Source organism: Pseudomonas sp. OV546, from assembly GCF_900116845.1.
Taxonomy (GTDB): Bacteria; Pseudomonadota; Gammaproteobacteria; order Pseudomonadales; family Pseudomonadaceae; genus Aquipseudomonas; species Aquipseudomonas petroselini.
The window spans coordinates 73,857-96,259 of the sequence record NZ_FPCE01000005.1 but is presented as its reverse complement, the minus strand read 5'-3'; the positions used below and the strand labels follow the sequence as shown (position 1 = coordinate 96,259).

At 59.5% G+C, this 22,403-nt stretch carries 18 protein-coding genes; 11 read left to right on the top strand and 7 right to left on the bottom strand.

Going from position 1 to position 22,403, the window contains the following annotated elements; all coding sequences use genetic code 11:
- Positions 1–103: 103 nt before the first annotated feature.
- Entirely contained in the window at positions 104–4,354 is a 4,251-nt protein-coding gene (locus tag BM403_RS13145) for a dermonecrotic toxin domain-containing protein (RefSeq protein WP_175538070.1), read from the top strand.
- A gap of 62 nt (positions 4,355–4,416) precedes the next feature.
- Here the strand turns inward: BM403_RS13145 and BM403_RS13140 are convergent, their stop codons facing one another.
- The 6 genes from BM403_RS13140 to BM403_RS13115 form a co-directional block, all read right to left on the bottom strand.
- The gene (locus BM403_RS13140) at positions 4,417–5,760 is read right to left on the bottom strand and encodes an imelysin family protein (RefSeq protein WP_015885564.1); all 1,344 of its coding nucleotides are present in this window, start codon (positions 5,758–5,760) and stop codon (positions 4,417–4,419) included.
- A gap of 184 nt (positions 5,761–5,944) precedes the next feature.
- Positions 5,945–7,996: a putative bifunctional diguanylate cyclase/phosphodiesterase gene (locus BM403_RS13135; RefSeq protein ID WP_046035489.1), complete on the bottom strand. Its 2,052-nt coding sequence runs from the start codon at positions 7,994–7,996 to the stop codon at positions 5,945–5,947.
- A gap of 207 nt (positions 7,997–8,203) precedes the next feature.
- Complete coding sequence (locus tag BM403_RS13130; protein WP_046035488.1) at positions 8,204–8,392, bottom strand: hypothetical protein; 189 nt, start codon at positions 8,390–8,392, stop codon at positions 8,204–8,206.
- A gap of 152 nt (positions 8,393–8,544) precedes the next feature.
- Positions 8,545–9,141, bottom strand: coding sequence for a superoxide dismutase (locus tag BM403_RS13125; protein ID WP_003212997.1), 597 nt, complete (start codon positions 9,139–9,141; stop codon positions 8,545–8,547).
- A 178-nt stretch (positions 9,142–9,319) separates the two neighbouring features.
- Complete coding sequence (locus tag BM403_RS13120; RefSeq protein ID WP_015885562.1) at positions 9,320–9,919, bottom strand: LysE/ArgO family amino acid transporter; 600 nt, start codon at positions 9,917–9,919, stop codon at positions 9,320–9,322.
- Between the two features lie 5 nt (positions 9,920–9,924).
- Positions 9,925–10,326 carry an ACT domain-containing protein gene (locus BM403_RS13115; RefSeq protein ID WP_015885561.1) on the bottom strand — a complete coding sequence of 134 codons (402 nt, stop codon included), beginning with the start codon at positions 10,324–10,326 and terminating at the stop codon, positions 9,925–9,927.
- 96 nt (positions 10,327–10,422) lie between these two features.
- Between BM403_RS13115 and BM403_RS13110 the strand changes: the two genes are divergently transcribed.
- The 3 genes from BM403_RS13110 to BM403_RS13100 all read left to right on the top strand — a co-directional run bounded on the left by BM403_RS13110 (position 10,423) and on the right by BM403_RS13100 (position 13,309).
- Positions 10,423–11,316: a LysR family transcriptional regulator ArgP gene (locus BM403_RS13110; RefSeq protein ID WP_015885560.1), complete on the top strand. Its 894-nt coding sequence runs from the start codon at positions 10,423–10,425 to the stop codon at positions 11,314–11,316.
- Positions 11,317–11,368: 52 nt separating this feature from the next.
- Entirely contained in the window at positions 11,369–12,367 is a 999-nt protein-coding gene (locus BM403_RS13105; protein ID WP_015885559.1) for an NAD-dependent epimerase/dehydratase family protein, read from the top strand.
- A gap of 114 nt (positions 12,368–12,481) precedes the next feature.
- Complete coding sequence (locus BM403_RS13100) at positions 12,482–13,309, top strand: ATPase (protein ID WP_043205810.1); 828 nt, start codon at positions 12,482–12,484, stop codon at positions 13,307–13,309.
- Positions 13,310–13,378: 69 nt separating this feature from the next.
- On the opposite strand, the gene BM403_RS13095 is transcribed toward BM403_RS13100, so the two are convergent.
- Complete coding sequence (locus tag BM403_RS13095; RefSeq protein WP_093543170.1) at positions 13,379–14,203, bottom strand: hypothetical protein; 825 nt, start codon at positions 14,201–14,203, stop codon at positions 13,379–13,381.
- A gap of 180 nt (positions 14,204–14,383) precedes the next feature.
- Here BM403_RS13095 and BM403_RS13090 point away from each other — a divergent pair, with 180 nt between their 5' ends.
- The 7 genes from BM403_RS13090 to BM403_RS13060 all read left to right on the top strand — a co-directional run bounded on the left by BM403_RS13090 (position 14,384) and on the right by BM403_RS13060 (position 22,401).
- The gene (locus tag BM403_RS13090) at positions 14,384–15,154 is read left to right on the top strand and encodes a hypothetical protein (RefSeq protein WP_093543168.1); all 771 of its coding nucleotides are present in this window, start codon (positions 14,384–14,386) and stop codon (positions 15,152–15,154) included.
- Positions 15,155–15,267: 113 nt separating this feature from the next.
- The gene (locus BM403_RS13085; protein ID WP_093543165.1) at positions 15,268–16,527 is read left to right on the top strand and encodes a D-mannose isomerase; all 1,260 of its coding nucleotides are present in this window, start codon (positions 15,268–15,270) and stop codon (positions 16,525–16,527) included.
- Between the two features lie 104 nt (positions 16,528–16,631).
- The gene (locus BM403_RS13080; RefSeq protein WP_046035482.1) at positions 16,632–17,918 is read left to right on the top strand and encodes an ABC transporter substrate-binding protein; all 1,287 of its coding nucleotides are present in this window, start codon (positions 16,632–16,634) and stop codon (positions 17,916–17,918) included.
- Positions 17,919–18,060: 142 nt separating this feature from the next.
- Positions 18,061–18,969: a carbohydrate ABC transporter permease gene (locus tag BM403_RS13075; protein WP_003175732.1), complete on the top strand. Its 909-nt coding sequence runs from the start codon at positions 18,061–18,063 to the stop codon at positions 18,967–18,969.
- Positions 18,962–19,807, top strand: a complete 846-nt coding sequence (locus BM403_RS13070; protein ID WP_015885553.1) for a carbohydrate ABC transporter permease — start codon at positions 18,962–18,964, stop codon at positions 19,805–19,807. The genes BM403_RS13075 and BM403_RS13070 overlap by 8 nt, the downstream gene beginning before the upstream one ends.
- A 2-nt stretch (positions 19,808–19,809) precedes the next feature.
- Complete coding sequence (locus tag BM403_RS13065; RefSeq protein WP_015885552.1) at positions 19,810–20,970, top strand: ABC transporter ATP-binding protein; 1,161 nt, start codon at positions 19,810–19,812, stop codon at positions 20,968–20,970.
- Between the two features lie 84 nt (positions 20,971–21,054).
- Positions 21,055–22,401, top strand: coding sequence for a carbohydrate porin (locus tag BM403_RS13060; RefSeq protein ID WP_015885551.1), 1,347 nt, complete (start codon positions 21,055–21,057; stop codon positions 22,399–22,401).
- Positions 22,402–22,403: the final 2 nt, after the last annotated feature.

The following is a 22,403-nucleotide window of genomic DNA, read 5'->3' as shown; positions in this document are numbered from 1 at the left end:
AAGTAAACCGGAGCGGACATTGGCTTGGCGAGTAGCTATGTAATGCCCCCGTCCCGGCCTGCAGCGGCACGATGGCGTACCTCCTATTTTCGAGATATACGCCATGCCGCATGACCGGTTATCACCGACGCCGCTGATCAGTCGCCTGACGCTGCGCGACACCCCCTTACAGGTCAGCCTGCGCCAGAAGCTGGTTGCACTGAATATCGAACTGTTCGAGTTGCTCCAGCGGCAACCGACGTTTCACGCCCTGGTGCAGCAGGCCTTTGACCACGCATTCCCTGACCGCAAACCGCTGCTGGACATAGACCAAGGGGTTATCCAGTACGATGAGCAAGAGACACGGGCCATCGGCACACCCCTCCCTGAAAACAGCGAACCGGTGCCCGAGGAAGCCCTGGTGCCGAGGTTGAACCTCATGGAAGCGGTGGTGCAGCGCATGGTTGCCAACCAGGCTTCGGGCTACGCCAGCCGGCCTGTCAGTTTCCATGCGCGCTTGACCGCTGAAGGGGAGTGGGAGCCTGTTACCGGGCTCACACCGAGCGCTTTCGATCGTTTCCTTGACCAATTTGCCGATGGTTTTTCAGGGCGTTATCAGCAATCCCAGCAAGCCTTCCTGGCCTTGGCGCATGGGCCGACTGAGGCGCACACCATCAAGCAGCAGTTGATTAAAACGCGAACCGAGCAATTGAGCACCGAGCTCGCCCTGCTCAGCGCCGAAAACCTGTTCAGTGCGACGGCGCAGGCGCTGTTCGCCAAAGTGCTGAAATACCCGGACGCCCTGGCGCGTCAGGCGTTGGGCAGCTATCGACCGTGTGTCTATGGGATCGCTTTGAAGGCTGGGGATACTGACGATATCCCGCTGCATGGGGCCTTTATCTTGACCGCCCGGGACCCGCAAGATACCCACGTGGGTTGGCAAAGCGATGTTCAGGTGCCTCAGGTTCGACCCATTGAGCCGGCGGCGAACGTCGGCACGGTGGTGGTATTCACTCCCGGCGCAGGCCTTGAAGAGTTTGCCTCGTTGAGTGACCTTGACCGCGAGCTGCATCGGCGGCTGAGCCATGGCGTTGCGTTCCCCCGCATCCTGGCGATGGTGGGGCAAGACCAGCAATCGCTGGCGCTGGCGCGGTGCCGGGAAGGTCATGAACGGGGCCAGTTCAAGTACCTTGAACGACTGGACTCCCCGTTCGATTACGCTATCGAATCCCAATGCCTGCACCTTCAGCAGAACGTTGCCGCGACCCTTGCGCGCTATCAAACCTTGGGTTTGCAGGCGGACAGCACATATTTGCCGCAGAGTTTGGACGAGGTAATGGACCTGACGCGGGCATTCGATGGCGCGGGTGCACTCTTCGCCAGCCTGGAAAAACGCGGGCAGGCGCAGATCAAGGCCTTTCTCAGTGCCGCCAGTCAAAGCGACAAAGACGCGTGGAGCGCCGCGAGTGCGCAATATTACGAACAGTTGGCAAGCCTGCTGGCCGCGGATGGCTTGCCTTCCTGGGCGCAATTCAGCGACAAGAGCAAACTGCTGGCTTACGCCAATCAGCAACTGCGCCAGGTGCTGGTGGCCGAATACGGGCTGGATATCAACCCAGATCATATTCTCGTGCACACCCAGGAAGCTTATGTCCCTCCCAGCGTGATAGTCCCAGGCGCGCCCGGCCACTCCATCAGAGAACCCGGCACGCCGTTGTATAAAAGCCGCAGCCGATCACTGACCCAACTGGCCCTGGAAAACGTCGGTGGCCTGGATCTCAATTTCATTAATTTCTCGCGGTTGACCGAAAAAACCGAAGACCTCGACAAGCCCGACGAAGCGCTGCGTCCGGAGGACTTCAAGACAGCTAAGGTTTATGAAGGGCTGACCGTGGAACAGGTCAGGGATCTGGTGCGCGGTGTGAATGTGGGCGGGACCTATGTGGCGCTGTTGCGTGAGCGGCTGATCACGTCCCCGCAAGCGTTGGCGCAGAAAAAAACCTATGTCCAAGTAATGGCGCATCAACTGCGGCTGGATGCCATTGAGGCCAGGATTGCCGGCGATTTCTTGCCGGATCGACTGGAACGCGGCTTCAACTGGGTGCGCGTCGTGCTTGATGAGCCGATTGATAGCGACCAGCGCGAGCGCGTAGAAGGCCATCGCATACTGGTGGAGTACTTGAAGCTGCGCGGCCAGCGGGTGCGCGGGGTATGGATGCTGCGCACCGCCAGCGCCGGCGGCGGCTCGGTAGTGGTCTATACCCCGCAGGCACCGACTGGGCGGGTGTTTCATGAGTACCCGGATGAAACCCTGATAAGGGATTTCGTCCACAGCAGCTCCTGGCGCGAATACCTGGTGAGCCGTGTTGAGCGCGCGTTCCAGCCGCAAGTACGCGCCGTGTTGAGGGGGCGAGGTGACACCTCGATGGTTCATTTCGGCAGAATCGACAATAACTTCATGGAGGACGCCTATGAGGTTGACGCCAACTTCGTGATCAACGATGCCCAGGCCTTATCCACGAGCACTCATCAAACCAATGTGGAAACCGCACTGACGGTTGCCACCACGGCGTTCGATATTGCCTCCATGGTGTTGCCCATCAAGATCATGCTGCCTATTGGCTTGGCCAGGAGTCTGTTTTCGGTGTTCAACGGAGTCGAGTCGGCGAACCTGGGAGACCGTACGGCGGCAGCGAACCACTTTGTGCGGGCGTTTGGAGAGCTGGTGGGGGCGCTGGTGGATGGGGCCATCGGCAGCCGATCAACCGGCGCCGGTCGCGCCACGACGATTGGGCAATTGAACCCGCACATGGCGCTGGCGAAAAAGCCGGACGGCGTACTGCCTCTGAAGGGGTGGGAGGGCAAGGGGGTTTACTTCACGACCTCCAAAGACGGCTCGAGGGTGTATTTCATCAACCAGCATCAGCACTGGTACTCGATCCTTGATGACGGCGCAGAGCAGGCCTGGCGGATCAGGGATGTACGCAAACCGCCGCAATACTATTACGACCCCATTCGACTGGATGCCAGTGGGACATGGCACATCGGTTCGCACCCAGGCAGAGGCTTGAAGGGCGGTCAGCCGCCGCACCGGGCGCTCATGGAGGTTTATCCGTTCTTCGACGAGGCGCAGGCTTGGCGGGTGCTTGACTCGTTCAACTTTCCGCGGGGACAGGAAATCGCATTTGGGTTGGACCTGGTTTATCACTTGAGAAGCGGCGTCGCCCTTGACCCCTTCCATCCGTACCTCATGATCACGCCAGAACGGTTGGCGTCGCGCTTGCGTGGCGGGGACAGCCCTGGACGGATGCCTCAAGCGCTTACGGTCGATGCCGACCGTGCGCCCTTGCCTCGACCGTCACCCGACAGGCTCCCCCATGAACGGTTTGTCGAGTGGGGGCAGACCATCGACGCTGCCGAACTGAACGTGTTGAACGCCGAGAGGGACATTGTCCGCAGAATACCGGGCAATGCGAGCCACGCGACGGGTGACTACATCAGGATCGATGAACGCTGTTACCCGATCCTGCCTATCGGCGGCGATGTGCAACGTAGCGTCGCCTATATGCGTAATCCCCATCTGGTACTTGATAGCTTTGACCAGTTTGAGCACATGTTGAGAACCGACCTGTTCAACCAACCCAGGCTCACCCGGTTTTATAGAGGGATTAATCGGTGGATCAACCAGATTGAATTGCCGTTTCGGCGCACGATATCGGCCTATGTAGCCGGCGCATTTCCCATGCTGCATGAGACCAGTCAGCTACAAGTCGCCAGGGCACTGTTCAGGCGGGCTAACCCGTCAGGGTTGACGGCCTGGGGCTATCGCGTCTTGCAGGTCACTCTGAATGACTGGGTCCAGTGGCCATCGTCGTCCATGGCAAAGTTTGGCGACCCGTTGTTGCTGCTCCCTATAACCGGCAGAACCGGGCGTGGTTGGCACCTGGGGGAATCGTCGGGGTTCTTCGGCCATCTGCGGTTTCGTACCGATCCTGTGGCGCTGCTGTTACACGACACGTTGACGTCGGGCACCGAGGGCACATTGCGGGCGCTGATGATTGAGGTGTTGACGCGCAGTCGTTATCAGATACTCGACGGTTACAACGTCGTTGGCGAGTTACTGTTTACGCGACCGGGGCGTGACACGGTGTATTGGATGTCGTTGCGACGAGCGCAGGGGAACTGGGTCGACGAAGGTGTCAATGTGCAACCCCGCGTACAAGCGATGCAGCCTGATACACGCAACCTCGTGGCACGGGCGCGGGTGAGCAACAATTTCGTGATTTTGGTCGGAGGGGTTCGGTCGTCTGTCGACGGCGGCGAGGTCAGTCTCTTCATCTTCCGCGCTCGAGCCCTTCCGGGTCTCAGTGCATAAAAAAATGCCCCGAGGTGTACCTCGGGGCATTTTTACCGACGTTGAGCGTGAACCTGTGTGGATCAGAACTCGTGATCAGCGTTGTCCGGGTTCAAGTCGCTGATGCCCAGTTTACCCGCGGCCGCTTCGATCGAGCCGGTCTGCTTGACCAGCGCAGCGATCGCATCACGCACGATCTGGTTGCCCGCGTCGTTACCGGCAGCGATCAGTTGGTCGTAGTGCTCGCCCTTGTTGGCGTGATCAACCATGACCTGGATCTTCGCTTCGGTCGCTGCCAGGTCTGCTTTCAGCGCGGTATCGGCAGCCGGGTCGGCCTTGGCCACCAGGGACGACAGGCTGGCGCCGGTCAGCTTGGTACCGTCGACGCGGGTGTACTCGCCCAGGTAGACGTTACGGATGCCCTTGGCGTCGTAGAAGTGCGAGTTGTGGGTGTTGTCGCTGAAGCAGTCCTGTTCGTCTTCCGGCGAGTTGGCTTCCAGGGAAACCTTCATGCGCTCACCGGCCAGCTCGCCCAGGGACAGGCTGCCCATGCCGAACAGCATTTTGCGCAGGCCGTCGGTGGCAGGTTCTGCCTCCAGAGTGGCGCGGTAGTTGTCTTCGACGTTAGGTTTCCAGTTGCCGACCATTTCTTCGAGGTCGCTGACCAGCAGTTGGGTGACCGCGCGCAGGTAGGTGCGGCGACGCTCGTTGTGGCCGCCCGTGGCGCCGTCGCCGGTCAGGTAGTCCGACGCAGGACGGTTGCCGGCGCCTGGGCCGGTGCCGTTCAGGTCCTGGCCCCACAGCAGGAATTCGATGGCGTGGTAGCCGGTGGCGACGTTGGCTTCGGAACCGCCCAGCTCATTGAGGCTGGCGAGTTTTTCCGGGGTGATGTCCTTCACGTCGACCTTGTCTTCGCCGACCTGGATCTCGGTATTGGCGATGATGTTGGCAGTCGCGCCTGGGTTACCCAGGGCATGTTCGTAGGACTTGTCGACGTAGTCGATCAGGCCTTCGTCCAGCGGCCATGCGTTCACCTGGCCTTCCCAGTCGTCGATGATGGTGTTGCCGAAGCGGAACACTTCGCTCTGCAGGTACGGCACGCGGGCGGCGATCCAGGCAGTGCGTGCGGCTTTCAGGGTTTCGTCGTTCGGCTTGGCGAGGAAGGCGTCGATTGCAGTTTGCAGGGTTTTCGCGGTGGACTCGGCATCGCTGTAGACCGCAAACACCATGTCAGCGTAATGCGCGACCACAGCCTTGGCGGCCGCTTCGTCGACCTGGCCGGCAGGCGTGGCAGCCGCTGGAGCGGTAGTGCTGGCGGCCGGGGTCGGCGCCTGGTTTGCTGCGGGCTTGTCTTTACCTTCGCCGCAACCGGCGAGAGAAATGGCAATGGCCAGCAGACTGGCGGTGGCCAGGGGCATACGAATCATGGCGAACATCCTGCTTCGGTTGTTGAGGGGGCGCGCGGAGGCGCGCAAAAACTGCGACATAATGCGAAAGATTTGCATTTTGTGTAAAGGGTTATACGCGGGAAATATTCAGTATCGTGTTTAGGGCAAGTCCCCATGCTCTCCAGTCAAGCGAGAAGACTGACCCTGTGGCGACGTTGCCACGTCAGAGAATCGCTGCGTTATTGCGTTCAGACTGCTTCAGAAAAGCCGCCAACTCCCGGGCCTGCAAGGGTTTGCTGTAGTGGTAGCCCTGACCTTCATGGCAACCCTCGGAGATGATGTAGGCCTCCTGCTCAGCGGTTTCCACGCCTTCGGCGATGACCTGCATGCCCAGGCTTTTGCCCAGTTGGATAATCGCGCGCACGATGGTGGCATCGTCATCATCGTCCAACAGGTCTTGGACGAAGCTCTTGTCGATCTTGATTTTGTCCAGCGGCAGGCTTTTCAGGTAACTGAGGGATGAATAGCCGGTGCCGAAGTCATCAATCGCGATCAACGCGCCCGAGCGGCGGAGGCTCAGCAGGTGCTGAGCCGCGGTGCTGATGTCTTCCATCAGGCCGGTCTCAGTGACTTCCAGTTCCAGGCTGCGCGGCGGCAGGCGGTAGATCTGCATGAGGTTGTTGACCACCCGCGGTAGCTCGGTGTGGTGCAACTGCACGGTGGACAGGTTGACGGCCATGCGCAGGTCGGTGAAGCCCAGGTCGTGCCATTCGCGCAATTGTCGGCAGGCCTGGTCCAGCACCCATTCGCCAATGGGAATAATGGTGCCGTTTTGTTCCGCGAGCGGGATGAACAAGTCCGGTGGTACCAGACCGTGCTCCGGGTGCTGCCAGCGCAGCAGTGCTTCTACGCCGACCACCCGATTGTCGCGGTAGCTGATCTGCGGCTGGTATACCAAATGGAACTGGTTGCGGCCCAGTGCCTCCCGCAGGTCTTTTTCCAGTTCGCGGCGCCGACGCATTTCGCTGTCGACGCTGGCGATATAGAACTGATAGCGGTTGCGCGAACGGGTCTTGGCCAGGGTCATGGTCTGTTCGGCTTTTTGCAGGAGCTTTTCGGTGCTGTCGCCGTCTTCCGGAAACAAGGTGATGCCGATGGTGGCGCGCAGGCGGATGCCCTCGTGGTCGAGGGCGAACTCCGCCTCCAGGTCGTCGAGGATGCTCTGTGCCAACTCGGCGGCCTCGTAAGGCTGGTCGATATCGGCCTGTACCAGGGCGAACTGGTCGCCACCCAGCCGGGCAAGGGCGCCGAGGCGGCCGCTGTGGGCGCGCAGACGGTCGGCCAGGGCCAGCAGCAGTTTGTCACCGGCCTGGTAGGTAAACTGTTCGTTGACGCTTTTGAAATCATCCAGCCCCACGCACAGCACCGCCACGCGCCGTTGCCGGCGTCCGGCGTCGGTGAGGATCTTGTCCAGTTGCTCCTGCAGTTTCTGGCGGTTCGGCAGGCCAGTCAGGAAATCATACTGAGCCATGCGCAGCAGGCTGCTTTCGGCTTCATGGCGCAAGTGGGTATTACGTTCGATGGATTCGAGCAACTGGTTGGCGGTATTGATCCACAGCCCCAACTCGTTGCGCTCGTGCCCCTTGAGCTGTGGGATCTTGTGTTCGCTGGGGCGGTCCGGGTTGATCGAGGTCAGGTGCTCGATAATCCGCGACAACGGCTTGGTCAGCAGCCAGTGATAGACCAGGTACAGCACCAGGCCCAGGGCCAGGGCGCGCAGCACGCCGGAAATAAAGATGATCACCGAGTTGACAATAAAACCCTGGCCATAAGTGGCGGTGTCGAGCGTGATACTCAGGTCACCGTAATACTCACTGTAAGGGCCTTTGCCCACCAGAGGCGTGGTAAAGGTGCGTTCCCGGCCAAGAATCAGGTCGGTCAACCAGCGGCTGGGGGATTGCTGCAACGCACGGCTTTTCTCAGCCAGCATGGTTTCGTTGGGATGGCCGATGGACGCGATACGCACGGCATCATCCTGGAACAGACCCTCAATGACTTGCATGCCCATCTCGCGGTCCAGGCTGTAGACGGCCTGGGTCGAAGGGTCGCGAAACATGTCGAGGATGCGCTGGGCATCGCTGGCCACGGCCTGGCGCGTCTTGTAAGCATCGAAAACGATCTGCGCCACGCTCAGCGCAACGCCTACGATCAATGCCGACAGCAGCACAACCCGTAGCAACTTCACCGACAAGCTGTTCTTGAGTTCCAGCTTCAAAGGGGCATTCCTTGTCTCATGCGGGTGGCCTTCAATATGCCATGAGTATTGGCAATCCCGTGAGGCCAGTCAAAGGAACATTAGGGCTGGAGACGTCTTGGCGGTGGGGAGGGAGAAAAAACCAGAAAAAACGGCGGATTTGCTCCGCCGCCTGGGGGGCTCGGCGTACGTGTGGCCAGGCAAATGCCTTTCCTACCGTGGCCGCTGTTATTGATAGGCTGAAATCTCGATCTTTGGCGGCGCCGGCGGCATCATGTCCTCGCCTGGTTTGCCGGGAGGGCTGGCAGCAGCGCCATCACCGCCACCGCCACCCGCCCCGCCGGCGAGGCCTTTCATAAGTCCGGTGATGAGTTGCATCGCCATCTGTCCGCCTGCTTTTCCGATTTCTTCCATCATTGATTCTCCAGAAGCGTGTGGGAGGGTTATTCCTCTCACTGGATGGGTGGCAGTTTCCCTTCCGCGGGTTCCACGATTCTGGGCAGGTCGACGTTGTGGAACAGCCACAAAAAAGCCCGGCAATGCCGGGCTCTTTCTACTGCAAGCGTTGCTTAGGCAGTGAAGGTCTTGCCTTCGAACTGCTCAGCCACGAACTTCCAGTTGACCAGGTTCCAGAACGCTTCCACATACTTTGGACGCACGTTGCGGTAGTCGATGTAGTAAGCGTGTTCCCACACGTCGCAGGTCAGCAGCGGGGTGTCGCCGCTGGTCAGCGGGTTGCCGGCGCCGATGGTGCTGGCCAGGGCCAGGGAACCGTCAGCCTTTTTCACCAGCCAGCCCCAACCGGAACCGAAGGTGCCGACGGACGTCTTGGTGAACTCTTCCTTGAACTTGTCGAACGAACCGAACGCAGCGTTGATGGCTTCAGCCAGCGCGCCGGTGGGTTGACCGCCGGCGTTTGGCGCCAGGCAGTTCCAGTAGAAGGTGTGGTTCCAGACCTGAGCGGCGTTGTTGAAGATACCGCCCGAAGAGGATTTGACGATCTCTTCCAGGGTCTTGCCTTCGAACTCGGTACCTGGGACCAGGTTGTTCAGGTTCACGACATAGGTGTTGTGGTGCTTGTCGTGGTGGTATTCCAAGGTTTCCTTGGAAATGTGCGGCTGCAGGGCATCGTGTGCGTAGGGCAGCGGCGGCAATTCGAAAGCCATGATGATTCTCCTAATCAGGTCAGTTGCGGTGAGCGCAAGGCCGATCACGGGCGGCCAAACAAGCGCCGGGGAGTTTGTACTCTTTGCGGCGCAGGGTCCGGATCATAGCACCGGGGGTGCGGCAAAACCACGCAACAACTGTGTGGGATAGAGGTTCCAGAGCGTTTTGGAATATTCATCAAGCGCTGATCAATTGATAGGCCACGCTGAACATCATCACTGCCACCAACAGGTCCAGCAGACGCCAGGTGGCAGGGCGTGCCAGCCAGGGTGCCAGCCACGCCGCGCCGAGCGCCAGGGTGGAGAACCACAGCAACGAAGCGCTGGCGGCACCGGCCACATAGGCGCCGGGCTCGGTTTGTTGGGCGCCGAGTGAGCCAATCAGCAACACGGTGTCCAGGTACACGTGAGGGTTGAGCAGCGTGACGGCCAACGCGCTCAGCAGCACCGCACGCAGTGAGCGCACCTTGAGATTATCCGCCTGGTCCAGGCTCTGTTTCGAACAGGCCCGGCGCAGTGCGCACGTCCCGTACCAGAGCAGAAACGCCGCGCCACCCCAACGTGCGACCGCCAGCAGCACCGGGCTTTGCGCCAGCACCGTCGCCAAACCGAACACCCCGGCAGCCACCAGCAGTGCATCGCACACCACGCACAGCGCCGCCACGGGCAAATGATGTTCACGGCGCAGGCTTTGCGCCAATACAAAAGCATTCTGGGTGCCGATGGCCATGATCAGGCCGAGGGCTACCAGCAGACCGTTCAGATAACTCTGCCACATAGGATTTACTCCGCGTCCGCTGCCAGTTGTTGCAACACCTGTAGGGCGCGCTGGGCATCGGCACGGCCAACGAACAGGTGATCGTGGTAATAGCCGGCAATCACGTTGCAACTGATGCCGGCGTTGCCCAGTGCACTGGCGACCGCGGCGGTCAGGCCCACGGCGTCCAGGGCCGAGTGCACATTCAAGGTGATCCACGCGGCGACATAGTCAAACGCCAGCCCGGCCTGTTGCGCGTGCTGGCGTTCGAGGATCAGCGTCAGGCCTTCCTGCTCGCGGAAACTGCCGATCACCTCGCAACCGGCAGGAATTCGGTGATCGGGCAGGGTGCAGAACACATAGTCACCGTCGTTGAGATGGGGGCTCATGCTGCGCAGCAGGGTTGCCAGAGCGGTTTCGCCAGCCATGGGAGATTCCTTATAAAGAGAAGCGATGCTGGCTATTCTCGTGAGGCAGGCTGTATAAGAAAAACAAATATTGCTGATCGCTCATTAGAGAAACTGATGTTCGACTATAAATTGCTTTCCGCGCTGGCGGCGGTGGTGGAACAAGCGGGCTTCGAGCGTGCCGCTCAAGTCCTGGGCCTTTCGCAATCGGCGATCTCCCAGCGCATCAAGTTGCTGGAAGCGCGTATCGGCCAGCCGGTACTGGTGCGCGCCACGCCGCCGACGCCCACCGATATCGGCCGGCGTCTGCTCAACCACGTGCAACAGGTGCGCCTGCTGGAGCGTGACCTGCAAAGCCAGGTGCCGGCGCTGGACGACGAAGGCATGCCCGAGCGCCTACGTATCGCGTTGAACGCCGACAGCCTCGCCACCTGGTGGGCCGAGGCTGTCAGCGGTTTTTGCGCCGAGCAGCATCTGCTGCTGGACCTGGTCGTAGAGGACCAGACCGTGGGCCTCAAGCGCATGCGCGCCGGGGAGGTGGCGGCCTGTATCTGCGCCAGCGAGCGCCCAGTGGCGGGCGCGCGCAGCCTCTTGCTGGGGGCCATGCGCTATCGCGCGTTGGCCAGTCCGGCCTTTATTGCCCGGCACTTTGCGCACGGCGTGCGCGCGGACCAACTAGCGCGTACGCCGGCCTTGGTCTTCGGTCCGGATGATTTCCTGCAACACCGCTACTTGGCATCCCTCGGCGTGGACGGCGGTTTCGAGCACCATTTATGCCCATCCTCCGAAGGTTTTATCCGCCTGACGGAAGCGGGGCTGGGCTGGGGGCTAGTGCCGGAATTGCAGGTACGTGACCAACTGGAAAAGGGCCTATTGGTCGAGTTATTGCCAGATAAGCCCATCGATGTGCCGTTGTACTGGCATCATTGGCGCAGTGGCGGGCAACTGCTGGGCTTGTTGACCGACCACCTGGCCCAGGCGTGTGGCCAATGGTTGGTGCCGTTGGAGTGATGGCGCGCGTCAAGGCAACAGCGATGAAAAATGAAAGAACACGGGGTAATACATGAAGATTCTGGTCACCGGCGCAAGCGGCTTCATTGGCGGGCGCTTTGCGCGTTTCGCTTTGGAGCAGGGCCTGGACGTACGGGTCAACGGGCGACGCGCCGAAGGTGTGGAACACCTGGTCAGGCGCGGCGCCGAGTTTATCCAGGGTGATTTGAATGACGCCGCGCTGGTGCGTGACCTGTGCCGCGATGTCGAAGCCGTGGTGCATTGCGCGGGCGCCGTCGGGCTGTGGGGGCGTTACCAGGACTTCCACCAAGGCAATGTGCTCGTTACCGAGAACGTCGTCGAAGCCTGCCTCAAGCAGCGCGTCGGTCGGTTGGTCCACCTGTCGTCACCGTCGATCTACTTTGATGGCCGCGATCATCTGGGCGTGACCGAAGAACAAGTTCCCAAGCGTTTCAAGCACCCCTATGCCGCCACCAAATACTTGGCCGAGCAGAAGGTGTTCGGCGCCCAGGAGTTTGGCCTCGAGGTACTGGCCTTGCGCCCGCGCTTCGTGACGGGCGCGGGTGACATGAGTATCTTCCCGCGGTTGCTGAAAATGCAGCGCAAGAACCGCCTGGCGATCGTCGGCGACGGGCTGAACAAGGTCGACTTCACCAGCGTGCACAACCTCAACGAGGCGCTGCTCAGCAGTCTGCTTGCCCCCGGCTCGGCACTCGGGAAGGCCTACAACATCAGCAACGGTGCGCCAGTGCCGGTGTGGGATGTGGTGAACTATGTGATGCGCCAGATGGAAATGCCGCAGGTGACGCGGTATCGGTCCTACGGCCTGTCCTACAGCGTGGCGGCACTTAACGAAGCTTTCTGCGCGATGTGGCCGGGGCGGCCGGAACCCGCGTTGTCTCGCCTGGGCATGCAAGTCATGAACAAAGATTTCACCCTCGACATCAGCCGTGCCAGGCATTATCTGGACTATGAGCCCAAGGTCAGCCTGTGGACCGCCCTCGACGAGTTCTGCAGTTGGTGGAAAGCCCAGGCGCCGGGGATCCAGTAAGCACACAACAGGCAACACTTCGGGAACCGATTTCGGCGTTCCGGGTCGATCAGTGCGCCGGGATCACGGTTTATACTCCCGTCGCTCGCCATTTCACCGATTCAGGGTTGATTCATGCGCAACGATGCTAAAGACGACTTCGACAACGTTCCCAGCCTGCGGGCCGATGTCGGGGATGATGATGATTTCGAGCCTTCTCCCGCCACCTCGGTGCGGTCACGCACAACCAAGGTGGTCAAGGTCAAGAGCGCCAGCACCGGCCCATTGTGGGCCTTGATCGGCGCGTTGCTGATCGCCTTTGCGGGCCTGGCCTGGTGGAGCTTCCAGCAGATCTCCTTGATGGGCCAGCAGTTGGTTGCCACCCAGGAAAGCTTTGCGCGCATCAGCGAAGAGGCGGCGGGGCGCCTGCAGGATATTTCCGGCAAGGTGGTGGCCAGTGAAGCCAGCGTCAACAATGGCAGCGAGGCGCTGAAACTGCAGATCAAGCAACTTGAAAGCCAGTTGCTGGAGCAGGGTAAACAGCAAGTCGGCGTGGCCGGCCAGGCGACCGAGTTGGATAAGCGCCTGGCGCAAATGACGGCCAGCACCACTGAGCTGTCCAACGCCAACAGCAAGCTGCAAGGCCAGGTCCAGGCCCTGACCGATGCTGTGGCAACGCTCAAGGCGGCGCAAGGTGATGCGAGCAAGCGCGATAGCGAAATCAAGGAGCTTTCCGCTGACGTGGCGGCCTTGAAGAAACAGGGCAACCCCAGTGCGGCCATCGCGCGTATCGAGCAGGATCTGGTAGTGCTCAAAAGCGCGCAGGATAACCAGCCGGTCAACAGCGATGCGCCCACCAATAAAGAGTTTGATGTATTCCGCATCCAGACCACGCGCAATATCACCACGTTGCAAAGCCAGGTGCAGAACCTGCAACGCCAAATTGCAACGCCGACGCAATAACTTCAATCAACCGAGCCACTCTGGCGGGGGGAGTGGCTCTTGTGGCGAGCATGCCTCGGGAAGCCCTTTCTACTCGGCTGTCACGGGTGCCATCGGCGTGCCGACCATTGCTACGCGGGTTGAGACCTCCCAGTCCGCAAAGCTGGCATAGGAGACCACGCCATTGTCGTGCAAGCGGTAGCGGGTACCTTGCTCGATGCCGGGCATAAGGTCTGCTTGCTGATAATCGGCAGCGATGGCGATCCATTTTATCGGCTGTTTATAGGTTACCAGCGCCTGCATTGGCCAAGCGCCGGCGAAACTCATGACAAGAGACACCACGATAGCGCCCGCCCAGTGTTTGATCATGCGTCCTGCGAACTCCTTCCGGCCAGACTGCACGAAGGCCTTCGCTGATCCATCAGGAAAGACCATGGCTAACAGCCTGAAGATGTCGTCAATAATCGGAAACGTGGAAATATGGACGAGGCCGCCTAACAGTATCGCCACTAAGGCATTGCCTAGAATAATGACGGAAGCAGCCATTAACCAAAGGCTGGGATAAATCAGTGCGCTGACCACGCTGACCGTAATATCAAAGTCCTGTGCTGGAAGCCCCATGACGCTGGATACACACCAGCGTGCCGGTATAAACGCAATAAAGAATATCGCGGTATGGGCGACAGTCAGGTACACCTTGCCGAAGGATGAAGCCCAGTGATGCTTGATGAAGTTGAACAAAAAGGTGAGGTAGCCGATGCCGAATAATCCACCGGCGCAAAGAATAAGTGTCTCGGTCAGCCACATCTTCTGGAATATTAGTTGAACGACCAGCCCGGCAATGCCAAGTCCTAAACCAATATTATAAAATGTGCTGCCGGAAGAAAGTTTCGCCGTTGTGGTGTGTTGTTGCATGTCAGTCCTTTGTTTGCAGCTGTTGGGTGATGGGGTTCGACACTTGAAACAGGTGTTCCGGTGATGACACGTTGCGCTGGGCGGGCATCATAAATACAATCGCGCGCTCATGGTTCGATGAGCGACCTGTAAAACGGCGATTACGTTATTAGTTTTGCGCAAAAAAAGGAATTGATGCGAATGTCATTTGAAACAAAATTATCCGAATGCCGGGTCTGGCTTCACGCGTTGAAGCATACCGTTGCAAAATTCACACTCTGTTTAGTTCTTGTTTATATTTTAGTAGGCCTGTCTGTCTGGTTTGAGTTGCCGGCGCCCATTATTTTCCTCAGCTCGCTTTGCACGTTGCTTGTTCCTTTCGCTTTGATCGTGATGCTGCTGACCGAAAATATTCTATATAAAAAACTTTCCAGTACGGTCTGGGGCAAGGCGGTCATCGGCGTAGGAATAACGTTCTACGGCGCATTGGCATATATATGGGCCGCCGGCGAGGTTAACCAAGTATTTGCCGAGGCGTCCGGAAACTTTCCCTGGGCGGTTACTGCTCTTGCTGTCGTATATTTTTTCAAGAATGTGGTGTTGGTGTTTGCGTTGGTATTACTGACGGGCATGATCTTCTACGTGCCACTATGGCTGTTACGGATGCTCATAAACGAAGAACAATCGGCCAAGGGTTTTTTCCGGAAACTGGGTGGCGGCATTTTACTGTTGCTAGGCGTCAGTATGCTCATGGGAACAGCGAATGCTGTAACGTTGCGGGCACGGGAGCTGGCCATACACGTGGCGTTGTATGCTGATTTCAGCAGTAAGTACTCTTGTAATGGCGCGGTTTTCAACGGTGTACGTCAAGTGTTGTTCTTACCGTCCGGCAGCGTCTTGATAGCTGAAACGGTCGAAAATGAGCAACAGCAAGTTGAATGGCGGTTTTCAAGGGCCAAGTGTGAGGTGTGATGCGAATCGTGAATATCACCACTCGGTGACATTTCCCATCCCCTTCGTTACTTGCCCCCACCGTGCCCTTGTTTAGACTCCGTTCATCCCACAAAAAATAATAAGGGCCACCCATGACCACGCAACCACTGCCTGCCAGCAGTTGGCTGAACGCGCCTGCTCATCACGCCTGGCTCGCCGCCGAAGGCCAGCGTCTGCTGGCGTTTGCCAAAGCTTCTCGACTGCCCGACGGCTTCGGCAACCTGAACGATAAAGGCCAATTGGCGGCCGATGCTCGCGCCGAAACCATGAACACCGCCCGCATGACCCACAGCTTCGCCATGGCCCACGCCATGGGGTTGCCCGGTTATGCCGAGCTGGTTGAACACGGGGTTACCTGCCTCAACGGCCCATTACGCGATGCTGAGCATGGCGGCTGGTTCGCCGCGCCCCACGCCCTCGATGGTAACCGTGGCAAGGCCGCTTACCTGCACGCCTTTGTCGCCCTGGCCGCCAGCTCTGCGGTTGTGGCCGGCGCTCCTGGCGCGCGCACCCTGCTGAACGACGCCATCCCTATCATCGACCAGTTTTTCTGGAGCGAGGAGGAGGGCGTGATGCTCGAGTCGTTTGCCCAGGACTGGAGCGGCGTCGAGGCCTACCGCGGCGCCAACAGCAACATGCACGCCACCGAGGCCTTCCTCGCCCTCGCCGATGTGACCGGTGATACGCGCTGGCTGGACCGCGCGCTGCGGATCGTCGAGCGTGTGATCCACACCCACGCCGCCGGTAACCAGTTCATGGTGATCGAGCATTTCGACGTTCATTGGCAACCTTTGCTCGGCTACAACGAAGACAACCCCGCCGATGGCTTTCGTCCCTATGGCATTACCCCCGGCCACGGCTTCGAGTGGGCGCGGCTGGTGCTGCACCTGGAGGCGGCGCGCCTGCAAGCCGGGCTCGTCACACCTGAATGGTTGGTGACTGACGCCAAGGGCTTGTTCGCCAGTGCCTGTGAATACGCCTGGGCAGTGGATGGCGCCCCCGGCATCGTCTACACGCTGGACTGGAACCATCGCCCAGTGGTGCGTGAACGCCTGCACTGGACCCATGCCGAAGCCAGCGCCGCTGCCCAGGCGTTGCTCAAGCGCACGGGCGAGTTGCATTACGAAACCTGGTACCGGCGTTTCTGGGAGTTTTGCGAGGCCCACTTTATCGACCGTCTCCACGGCAGTTGGCACCACGAACTCAGCCCGCACAACCAACCCAGCAGCAACATCTGGGGCGGCAAGCCAGACCTGTACCATGCTTGGCAAGCGGTCGTGCTGCCTGCACTGCCCTTGGCACCGAGTATGGCCAGTGCCATCGGGGCTGGGCTTTATGTCACCAGTTGGTGACATTTGTGCATCCCTTTGTTACCTGCGCCTCAAAAATCCATGTTTAAACTCCGTGCAGCGCAAGCTTAAGACTTGCATGCATAACAACAAGAAAAGGTACTCAGATGAACGCGATTAATCGCCTCGCCGTCGCTATTTCCATTGCCTCGTTGTTTCCCCTCAGTGCATTTGCCGCCGACTCGAAAGGGACGGTTGAAGTTGTGCATTGGTGGACCTCGGGTGGTGAGAAGGCGGCTGTAGATGTCCTGAAGGCCCAAGTTGAGAAAGACGGCTTCACCTGGAAAGACGGTGCCGTCGCAGGTGGCGGTGGCGCCACGGCCATGACCGTGCTGAAAAGCCGCGCGGTCGCCGGCAACCCGCCAGGCGTTGCCCAGATCAAAGGCCCCGACATCCAGGAATGGGCGTCTACCGGCCTGCTCGACACCGACGTGCTCAAAGACGTCGCCAAAGAAGAAAAGTGGGACTCCCTGCTCGACAAGAAAGTCTCCGATACCGTGAAGTACGACGGTGACTACGTCGCCGTACCGGTCAACATCCACCGCGTGAACTGGCTGTGGATCAACCCGGAAGTCTTCAAGAAAGCCGGTATCACCAAGAACCCGACCACCCTCGAAGAATTCTACGCCGCGGGCGACAAGCTGAAGAAAGCCGGCTTCATCGCGCTCGCCCACGGTGGCCAGCCGTGGCAGGACAGCACGGTGTTCGAAGCCGTCGTCCTGTCGGTGATGGGCGCAGAGGGCTACAAAAAAGCCCTGGTCGACCTGGATAACGGCGCGCTGACCGGTCCGGAAATGGTCAAGGCCCTGACTGAGCTGAAAAAAGTCGCGACCTACATGGACGTCGACGGCAAAGGCCAGGACTGGAACCTCGAAGCGGGCAAGGTTATCAACGGCAAGGCCGGCATGCAGATCATGGGTGACTGGGCCAAGTCCGAATGGACGGCCGCCAAGAAAGTCGCTGGCAAAGACTACGAGTGCGTAGCCTTCCCAGGCACCGACAAAGCCTTCACCTACAACATCGACTCCCTGGCGGTGTTCAAGCAGAAAGACAAAGGCACGGCTGCGGGTCAGCAGGACATTGCCAAGGTCGTGCTGGGTGAAAACTTCCAGAAAGTCTTCAGCATCAACAAAGGCTCGATCCCGGTTCGTACCGACATGCTCAATGAAATGGACAAGCTCGGCTTTGACTCTTGTGCCCAGACTGCCGCCAAGGACTTCCTGGCAGACGCCAAGACCGGCGGCCTGCAGCCAAGCATGGCGCACAACATGGCCACCACCCTGGCTGTGCAAGGTGCGTTCTTTGATGTCGTGACCAACTACATCAACGACCCGAAAGCCGACCCGGCCGACACCGCCAAGAAACTCGGCGCTGCGATCAAGTCTGCCAAGTAACACCTTTTGTAGGAGTCGGATTGCTGTGGCGAGGGAGCTTGCTCCCGCTGGGGTGCGAAGCACCCCCAAAGGCGGAGCGCCTTCGCCACAACACACTGGCTCCGACAGGCTGTAGTCCTTTTTCCCTGTACTGGATTTTCCCATGAGTTCTGTTGCTGTGTTCAGCAAAGCCTCGCCGTTCGATGCACTGCAGCGCTGGCTACCCAAACTGGTGCTGGCGCCCAGCATGTTCATCGTGTTGGTGGGCTTTTACGGCTACATCCTGTGGACGTTTGTACTGTCGTTCACCACATCGACGTTCCTGCCGAGTTACAAATGGGCAGGGCTTGCACAGTACGAGCGCTTGTTCGACAACGATCGCTGGTGGGTCGCGAGCAAGAACCTGGCCTTGTTCGGCGGGATGTTTATCGGTATCACCTTGGTCATCGGCGTGACACTGGCGATCTTCCTCGACCAGAAAATCCGTCGTGAAGGCTTTATCCGCACCATTTACCTATACCCGATGGCGCTCTCCATGATCGTTACCGGTACCGCCTGGAAATGGCTGCTCAACCCGGGCATGGGCCTGGACAAACTCCTGCGTGACTGGGGCTGGGAAGGCTTCCGTCTCGACTGGCTGATCGACCCGGACCGCGTGGTCTACTGCCTGGTGATCGCCGCCGTCTGGCAAGCCTCGGGCTTCATCATGGCGATGTTCCTCGCCGGCCTGCGTGGCGTTGATCAATCGATCATCCGTGCCGCACAGATCGACGGTGCGAGCCTGCCGCGCATCTACTGGAGCGTGGTGCTGCCAAGCCTGCGTCCCGTGTTCTTCAGTGCGGTGATGATCCTGGCGCACATTGCGATCAAGAGCTTCGACCTGGTGGCGGCGATGACGGCCGGCGGCCCGGGCTACTCGTCCGACCTGCCAGCGATGTTCATGTACTCGTTCACCTTCAGCCGCGGCCAGATGGGCATGGGCTCGGCCAGTGCAATCCTGATGCTCGGTGCGATCCTCGCGATCATCGTGCCTTACCTCTACTCCGAGCTGAGGACCAAACGTAATGACTAGTCTCGCCTCCAAACCTGCCATCAGCCTGAGTCGCATCGCGATCTACGCGGTGCTGATCCTCGCCGTGCTGCTGTACCTGGTACCGCTGGTGGTGATGCTGCTGACCAGCTTCAAGACCCCAGAAGACATCAGCACCGGCAACCTGCTGAGCTGGCCGACCGTGGTCTCCGGCATCGGCTGGGTCAAGGCCTGGGCCACCGTGGATGGCTACTTCTGGAACTCGATCAAGATCACCGTTCCCGCTGTGCTGATCTCCACCGCCATCGGTGCGTTGAACGGTTATGTGCTGTCGTTCTGGCGCTTCCGTGGTTCGCAGCTGTTCTTCGGTTTGCTGCTGTTCGGCTGCTTCCTGCCGTTCCAGACCGTACTGCTGCCGGCGTCGTTCACCCTCGGCAAGATGGGCCTGGCCAGCACCACCACCGGCCTGGTGTTTGTGCACGTGGTCTACGGCCTGGCGTTCACCACGCTGTTCTTCCGTAACTACTACGTGAGCATTCCGGATGCGCTGATCAAGGCGGCACGCCTGGACGGCGCCGGTTTCTTCACCATCTTCCGTCAGATCATTCTGCCGATGTCCACTCCGATCATCATGGTCTGCCTGATCTGGCAGTTCACCCAGATCTGGAACGACTTCCTGTTCGGTGTGGTGTTCTCCAGCGGCGACTCCCAGCCCATCACGGTGGCGCTGAACAACCTGGTCAACACCAGCACCGGGGCCAAGGAATATAACGTGGATATGGCGGCGGCGATGATCGCCGGGCTGCCGACCCTGCTGGTCTATGTGATCGCAGGCAAGTATTTCGTGCGCGGCCTCACGGCCGGCGCGGTCAAGGGGTAATCATGGCTACGCTTGAACTTCGCAATGTAAACAAGACCTATGGCGCCGGCCTGCCCGACACCTTGAAGAACATCGAACTGTCGATCAAGGAAGGCGAGTTCCTGATCCTGGTCGGCCCTTCGGGGTGCGGTAAATCCACGCTGATGAACTGCATCGCCGGCCTGGAAACCATCACCGGCGGCGCGATCATGATCGGCGACCAGGACGTGAGCGGCATGAGCCCCAAGGACCGTGACATCGCCATGGTGTTCCAGTCCTACGCGCTGTACCCGACCATGAGCGTGCGCCAGAACATCGAGTTCGGCCTCAAGATCCGCAAGATGGCCCAGGCGGACATCGACGCCGAAGTGGCGCGCGTGGCCAAGCTGCTGCAGATCGAACACCTGCTCAACCGCAAGCCGGGCCAGCTCTCCGGCGGCCAGCAACAGCGCGTGGCCATGGGCCGTGCCCTGGCGCGCCGGCCGAAGATCTACCTGTTCGACGAGCCGCTGTCCAACCTCGACGCCAAGCTGCGCGTCGAGATGCGCACCGAAATGAAACTGATGCACCAGCGCCTCAAGACCACCACGGTCTACGTGACCCACGATCAGATCGAAGCGATGACCCTGGGCGACAAAGTGGCGGTGATGAAGGACGGCATCATCCAACAATTCGGCACGCCGAAAGAAATTTACAACGACCCGGCCAACCTGTTTGTGGCAAGCTTTATCGGTTCACCACCAATGAACTTCGTTCCTATGCGCCTAAAACGCAAGGAAGGTCGTTTGGTCGCGCTGCTCGACAGCGGCCAGGCCCGTTGCGAATTGCCGTTGGGCATGAACGACGCAGGCCTGGAGGACCGTGATGTGATTCTGGGCCTGCGCCCGGAGCAGATCGTGTTGGCGGCGGGTGAGGGCAACGGTTCGTCGAGCATTCGCGCTGAAGTCCAGGTCACCGAACCGACCGGTCCGGACACCCTGGTGTTCGTGCAGCTCAATGACACCAAGGTCTGCTGCCGTTTGGCGCCGGATGTGGCGCCCCAGGTCGGCGAGACCCTGACCCTGCAATTTGATCCGGCCAAGGTATTGCTGTTCGACGCCAACACTGGCGAACGCCTAGGCACTGCTTCTTCATTGCCCGCACAGGGGCATGCCGACAACGTGGCCCAATTCAAAGGCCGCTGAAGCAGCTAAGTTGTTGTTTTAAATAAAAAAGTAACCCGCGTTAGATAAAAACAGTTTAATAACAATAAAGACGAGGATGTAGGGATGAAAAAGCAACACAACAACACTCGGCTGATCTGCCAAATGTCAGCTGCAGCAGCCCTGGTTTTGTCCGCCAATGCGATGGCGGCCGATGCATTCAGTGCCGACTCCAAGTGGATGACCGGCGATTGGGGTGGTGAGCGTACCAAGCTGATCGAGCAAGGTATCGACATCAAGGCTGACTACGTAGGGGAAATGGGCGCCAACCTGCGCGGCGGCTACAACGACGACAGGACCGGCCGTTACTCTGACCAGTTCGGTCTGGGCGTAGCACTGGACCTGCAAAAGCTGTGGGGCTGGGATAACACCCAGGCCAAGATCCAGTTTACCAACCGTAATGGCCAGAACATCTCCAACGACCGCATTGGCGACCCGCGTGCCGGCACGCTGAGTTCGTCCATGGAAGTCTACGGCCGTGGACACATGGTGCGTCTGACCCAGTTCTGGATCCAGCACCAGATGTTCGACAACAAGTTGGACGTGAAACTCGGTTACTTCGGTGAAGGCGAAGACTTCAACACCTTCCCATGCGACTTCCAGAACCTGTCGTTCTGCGGCTCGCAGGTCGGTAACTATGTGAACACCTGGTACAACTGGCCCGTCAGCCAGGCCGCGATCCGCGTGAAATACAACATCACGCCTGAGCTGTATGCGCAAATCGGTGCGTACAACCAGAACCCATCGCAGCTCGAGCACGGCAATGGCTTCAAGCTCAGCGGCAGCGGCACCAAAGGTACCGTGATTCCGGTGGAATTGGTCTGGTCGCCGAAGGTTAATAACCTGCCGGGCGAATACCGTGTGGGTTACTACAAAAGTGCCGCCGACGCCGCTGACGTACGTGAAGACGTGAACGGCAACGATGCCGCCACCACGGGTGCTGCATACCGTACCCGCAGCAGCAAGAAAGGCTACTGGTTCGTTGCCCAACAACAACTCACCACGCACAACGGCGACGCTTCGCGTGGCCTGAACATCGCGGCTAACGCGACCTTCCACGACAAAGAAACCAACCTGGTCGATAACTACCAGTCGTTGATGCTGGTGTACAAAGGCCCATTCGATGCGCGTCCAAAAGACGACGTGGGTATTGGTGCCGCACGTCTGCACGTCAACGACGACGTGAAGAAAAACGCCGAACTGCTCAACGTCGCCAATGGCGTGAACGACTACGACAACGCGCTGTTCTCGCCGATCCGCGAAACCGAGTACAACTTCGAAATCAACTACGGCTTCCACGTCACCAACTGGCTGACCGTGCGTCCCAACCTGCAATACGTCGTCCAACCGGGCGGCGTGGATAAAGTCGACAACGCGCTGGTGGCGGGCCTGAAAATTCAGTCTACGTTCTAACG

Coding starts and splice junctions, on each gene's coding strand:
- BM403_RS13070 (WP_015885553.1), top strand. CDS start 18,962: ATGACTAGTCTCGCCTCCAAACCTGCCATCAGCCTGAGTCGCATCGCG.
- BM403_RS13060 (WP_015885551.1), top strand. CDS start 21,055: ATGAAAAAGCAACACAACAACACTCGGCTGATCTGCCAAATGTCAGCT.
- BM403_RS13090 (WP_093543168.1), top strand. CDS start 14,384: ATGTCATTTGAAACAAAATTATCCGAATGCCGGGTCTGGCTTCACGCG.
- BM403_RS13140 (WP_015885564.1), bottom strand. CDS start 5,760: ATGATTCGTATGCCCCTGGCCACCGCCAGTCTGCTGGCCATTGCCATT.
- BM403_RS13100 (WP_043205810.1), top strand. CDS start 12,482: ATGCGCAACGATGCTAAAGACGACTTCGACAACGTTCCCAGCCTGCGG.
- BM403_RS13095 (WP_093543170.1), bottom strand. CDS start 14,203: ATGCAACAACACACCACAACGGCGAAACTTTCTTCCGGCAGCACATTT.
- BM403_RS13105 (WP_015885559.1), top strand. CDS start 11,369: ATGAAGATTCTGGTCACCGGCGCAAGCGGCTTCATTGGCGGGCGCTTT.
- BM403_RS13115 (WP_015885561.1), bottom strand. CDS start 10,326: ATGGCTGGCGAAACCGCTCTGGCAACCCTGCTGCGCAGCATGAGCCCC.
- BM403_RS13110 (WP_015885560.1), top strand. CDS start 10,423: ATGTTCGACTATAAATTGCTTTCCGCGCTGGCGGCGGTGGTGGAACAA.
- BM403_RS13075 (WP_003175732.1), top strand. CDS start 18,061: ATGAGTTCTGTTGCTGTGTTCAGCAAAGCCTCGCCGTTCGATGCACTG.
- BM403_RS13080 (WP_046035482.1), top strand. CDS start 16,632: ATGAACGCGATTAATCGCCTCGCCGTCGCTATTTCCATTGCCTCGTTG.
- BM403_RS13085 (WP_093543165.1), top strand. CDS start 15,268: ATGACCACGCAACCACTGCCTGCCAGCAGTTGGCTGAACGCGCCTGCT.
- BM403_RS13125 (WP_003212997.1), bottom strand. CDS start 9,141: ATGGCTTTCGAATTGCCGCCGCTGCCCTACGCACACGATGCCCTGCAG.
- BM403_RS13065 (WP_015885552.1), top strand. CDS start 19,810: ATGGCTACGCTTGAACTTCGCAATGTAAACAAGACCTATGGCGCCGGC.
- BM403_RS13120 (WP_015885562.1), bottom strand. CDS start 9,919: ATGTGGCAGAGTTATCTGAACGGTCTGCTGGTAGCCCTCGGCCTGATC.
- BM403_RS13130 (WP_046035488.1), bottom strand. CDS start 8,392: ATGATGGAAGAAATCGGAAAAGCAGGCGGACAGATGGCGATGCAACTC.
- BM403_RS13145 (WP_175538070.1), top strand. CDS start 104: ATGCCGCATGACCGGTTATCACCGACGCCGCTGATCAGTCGCCTGACG.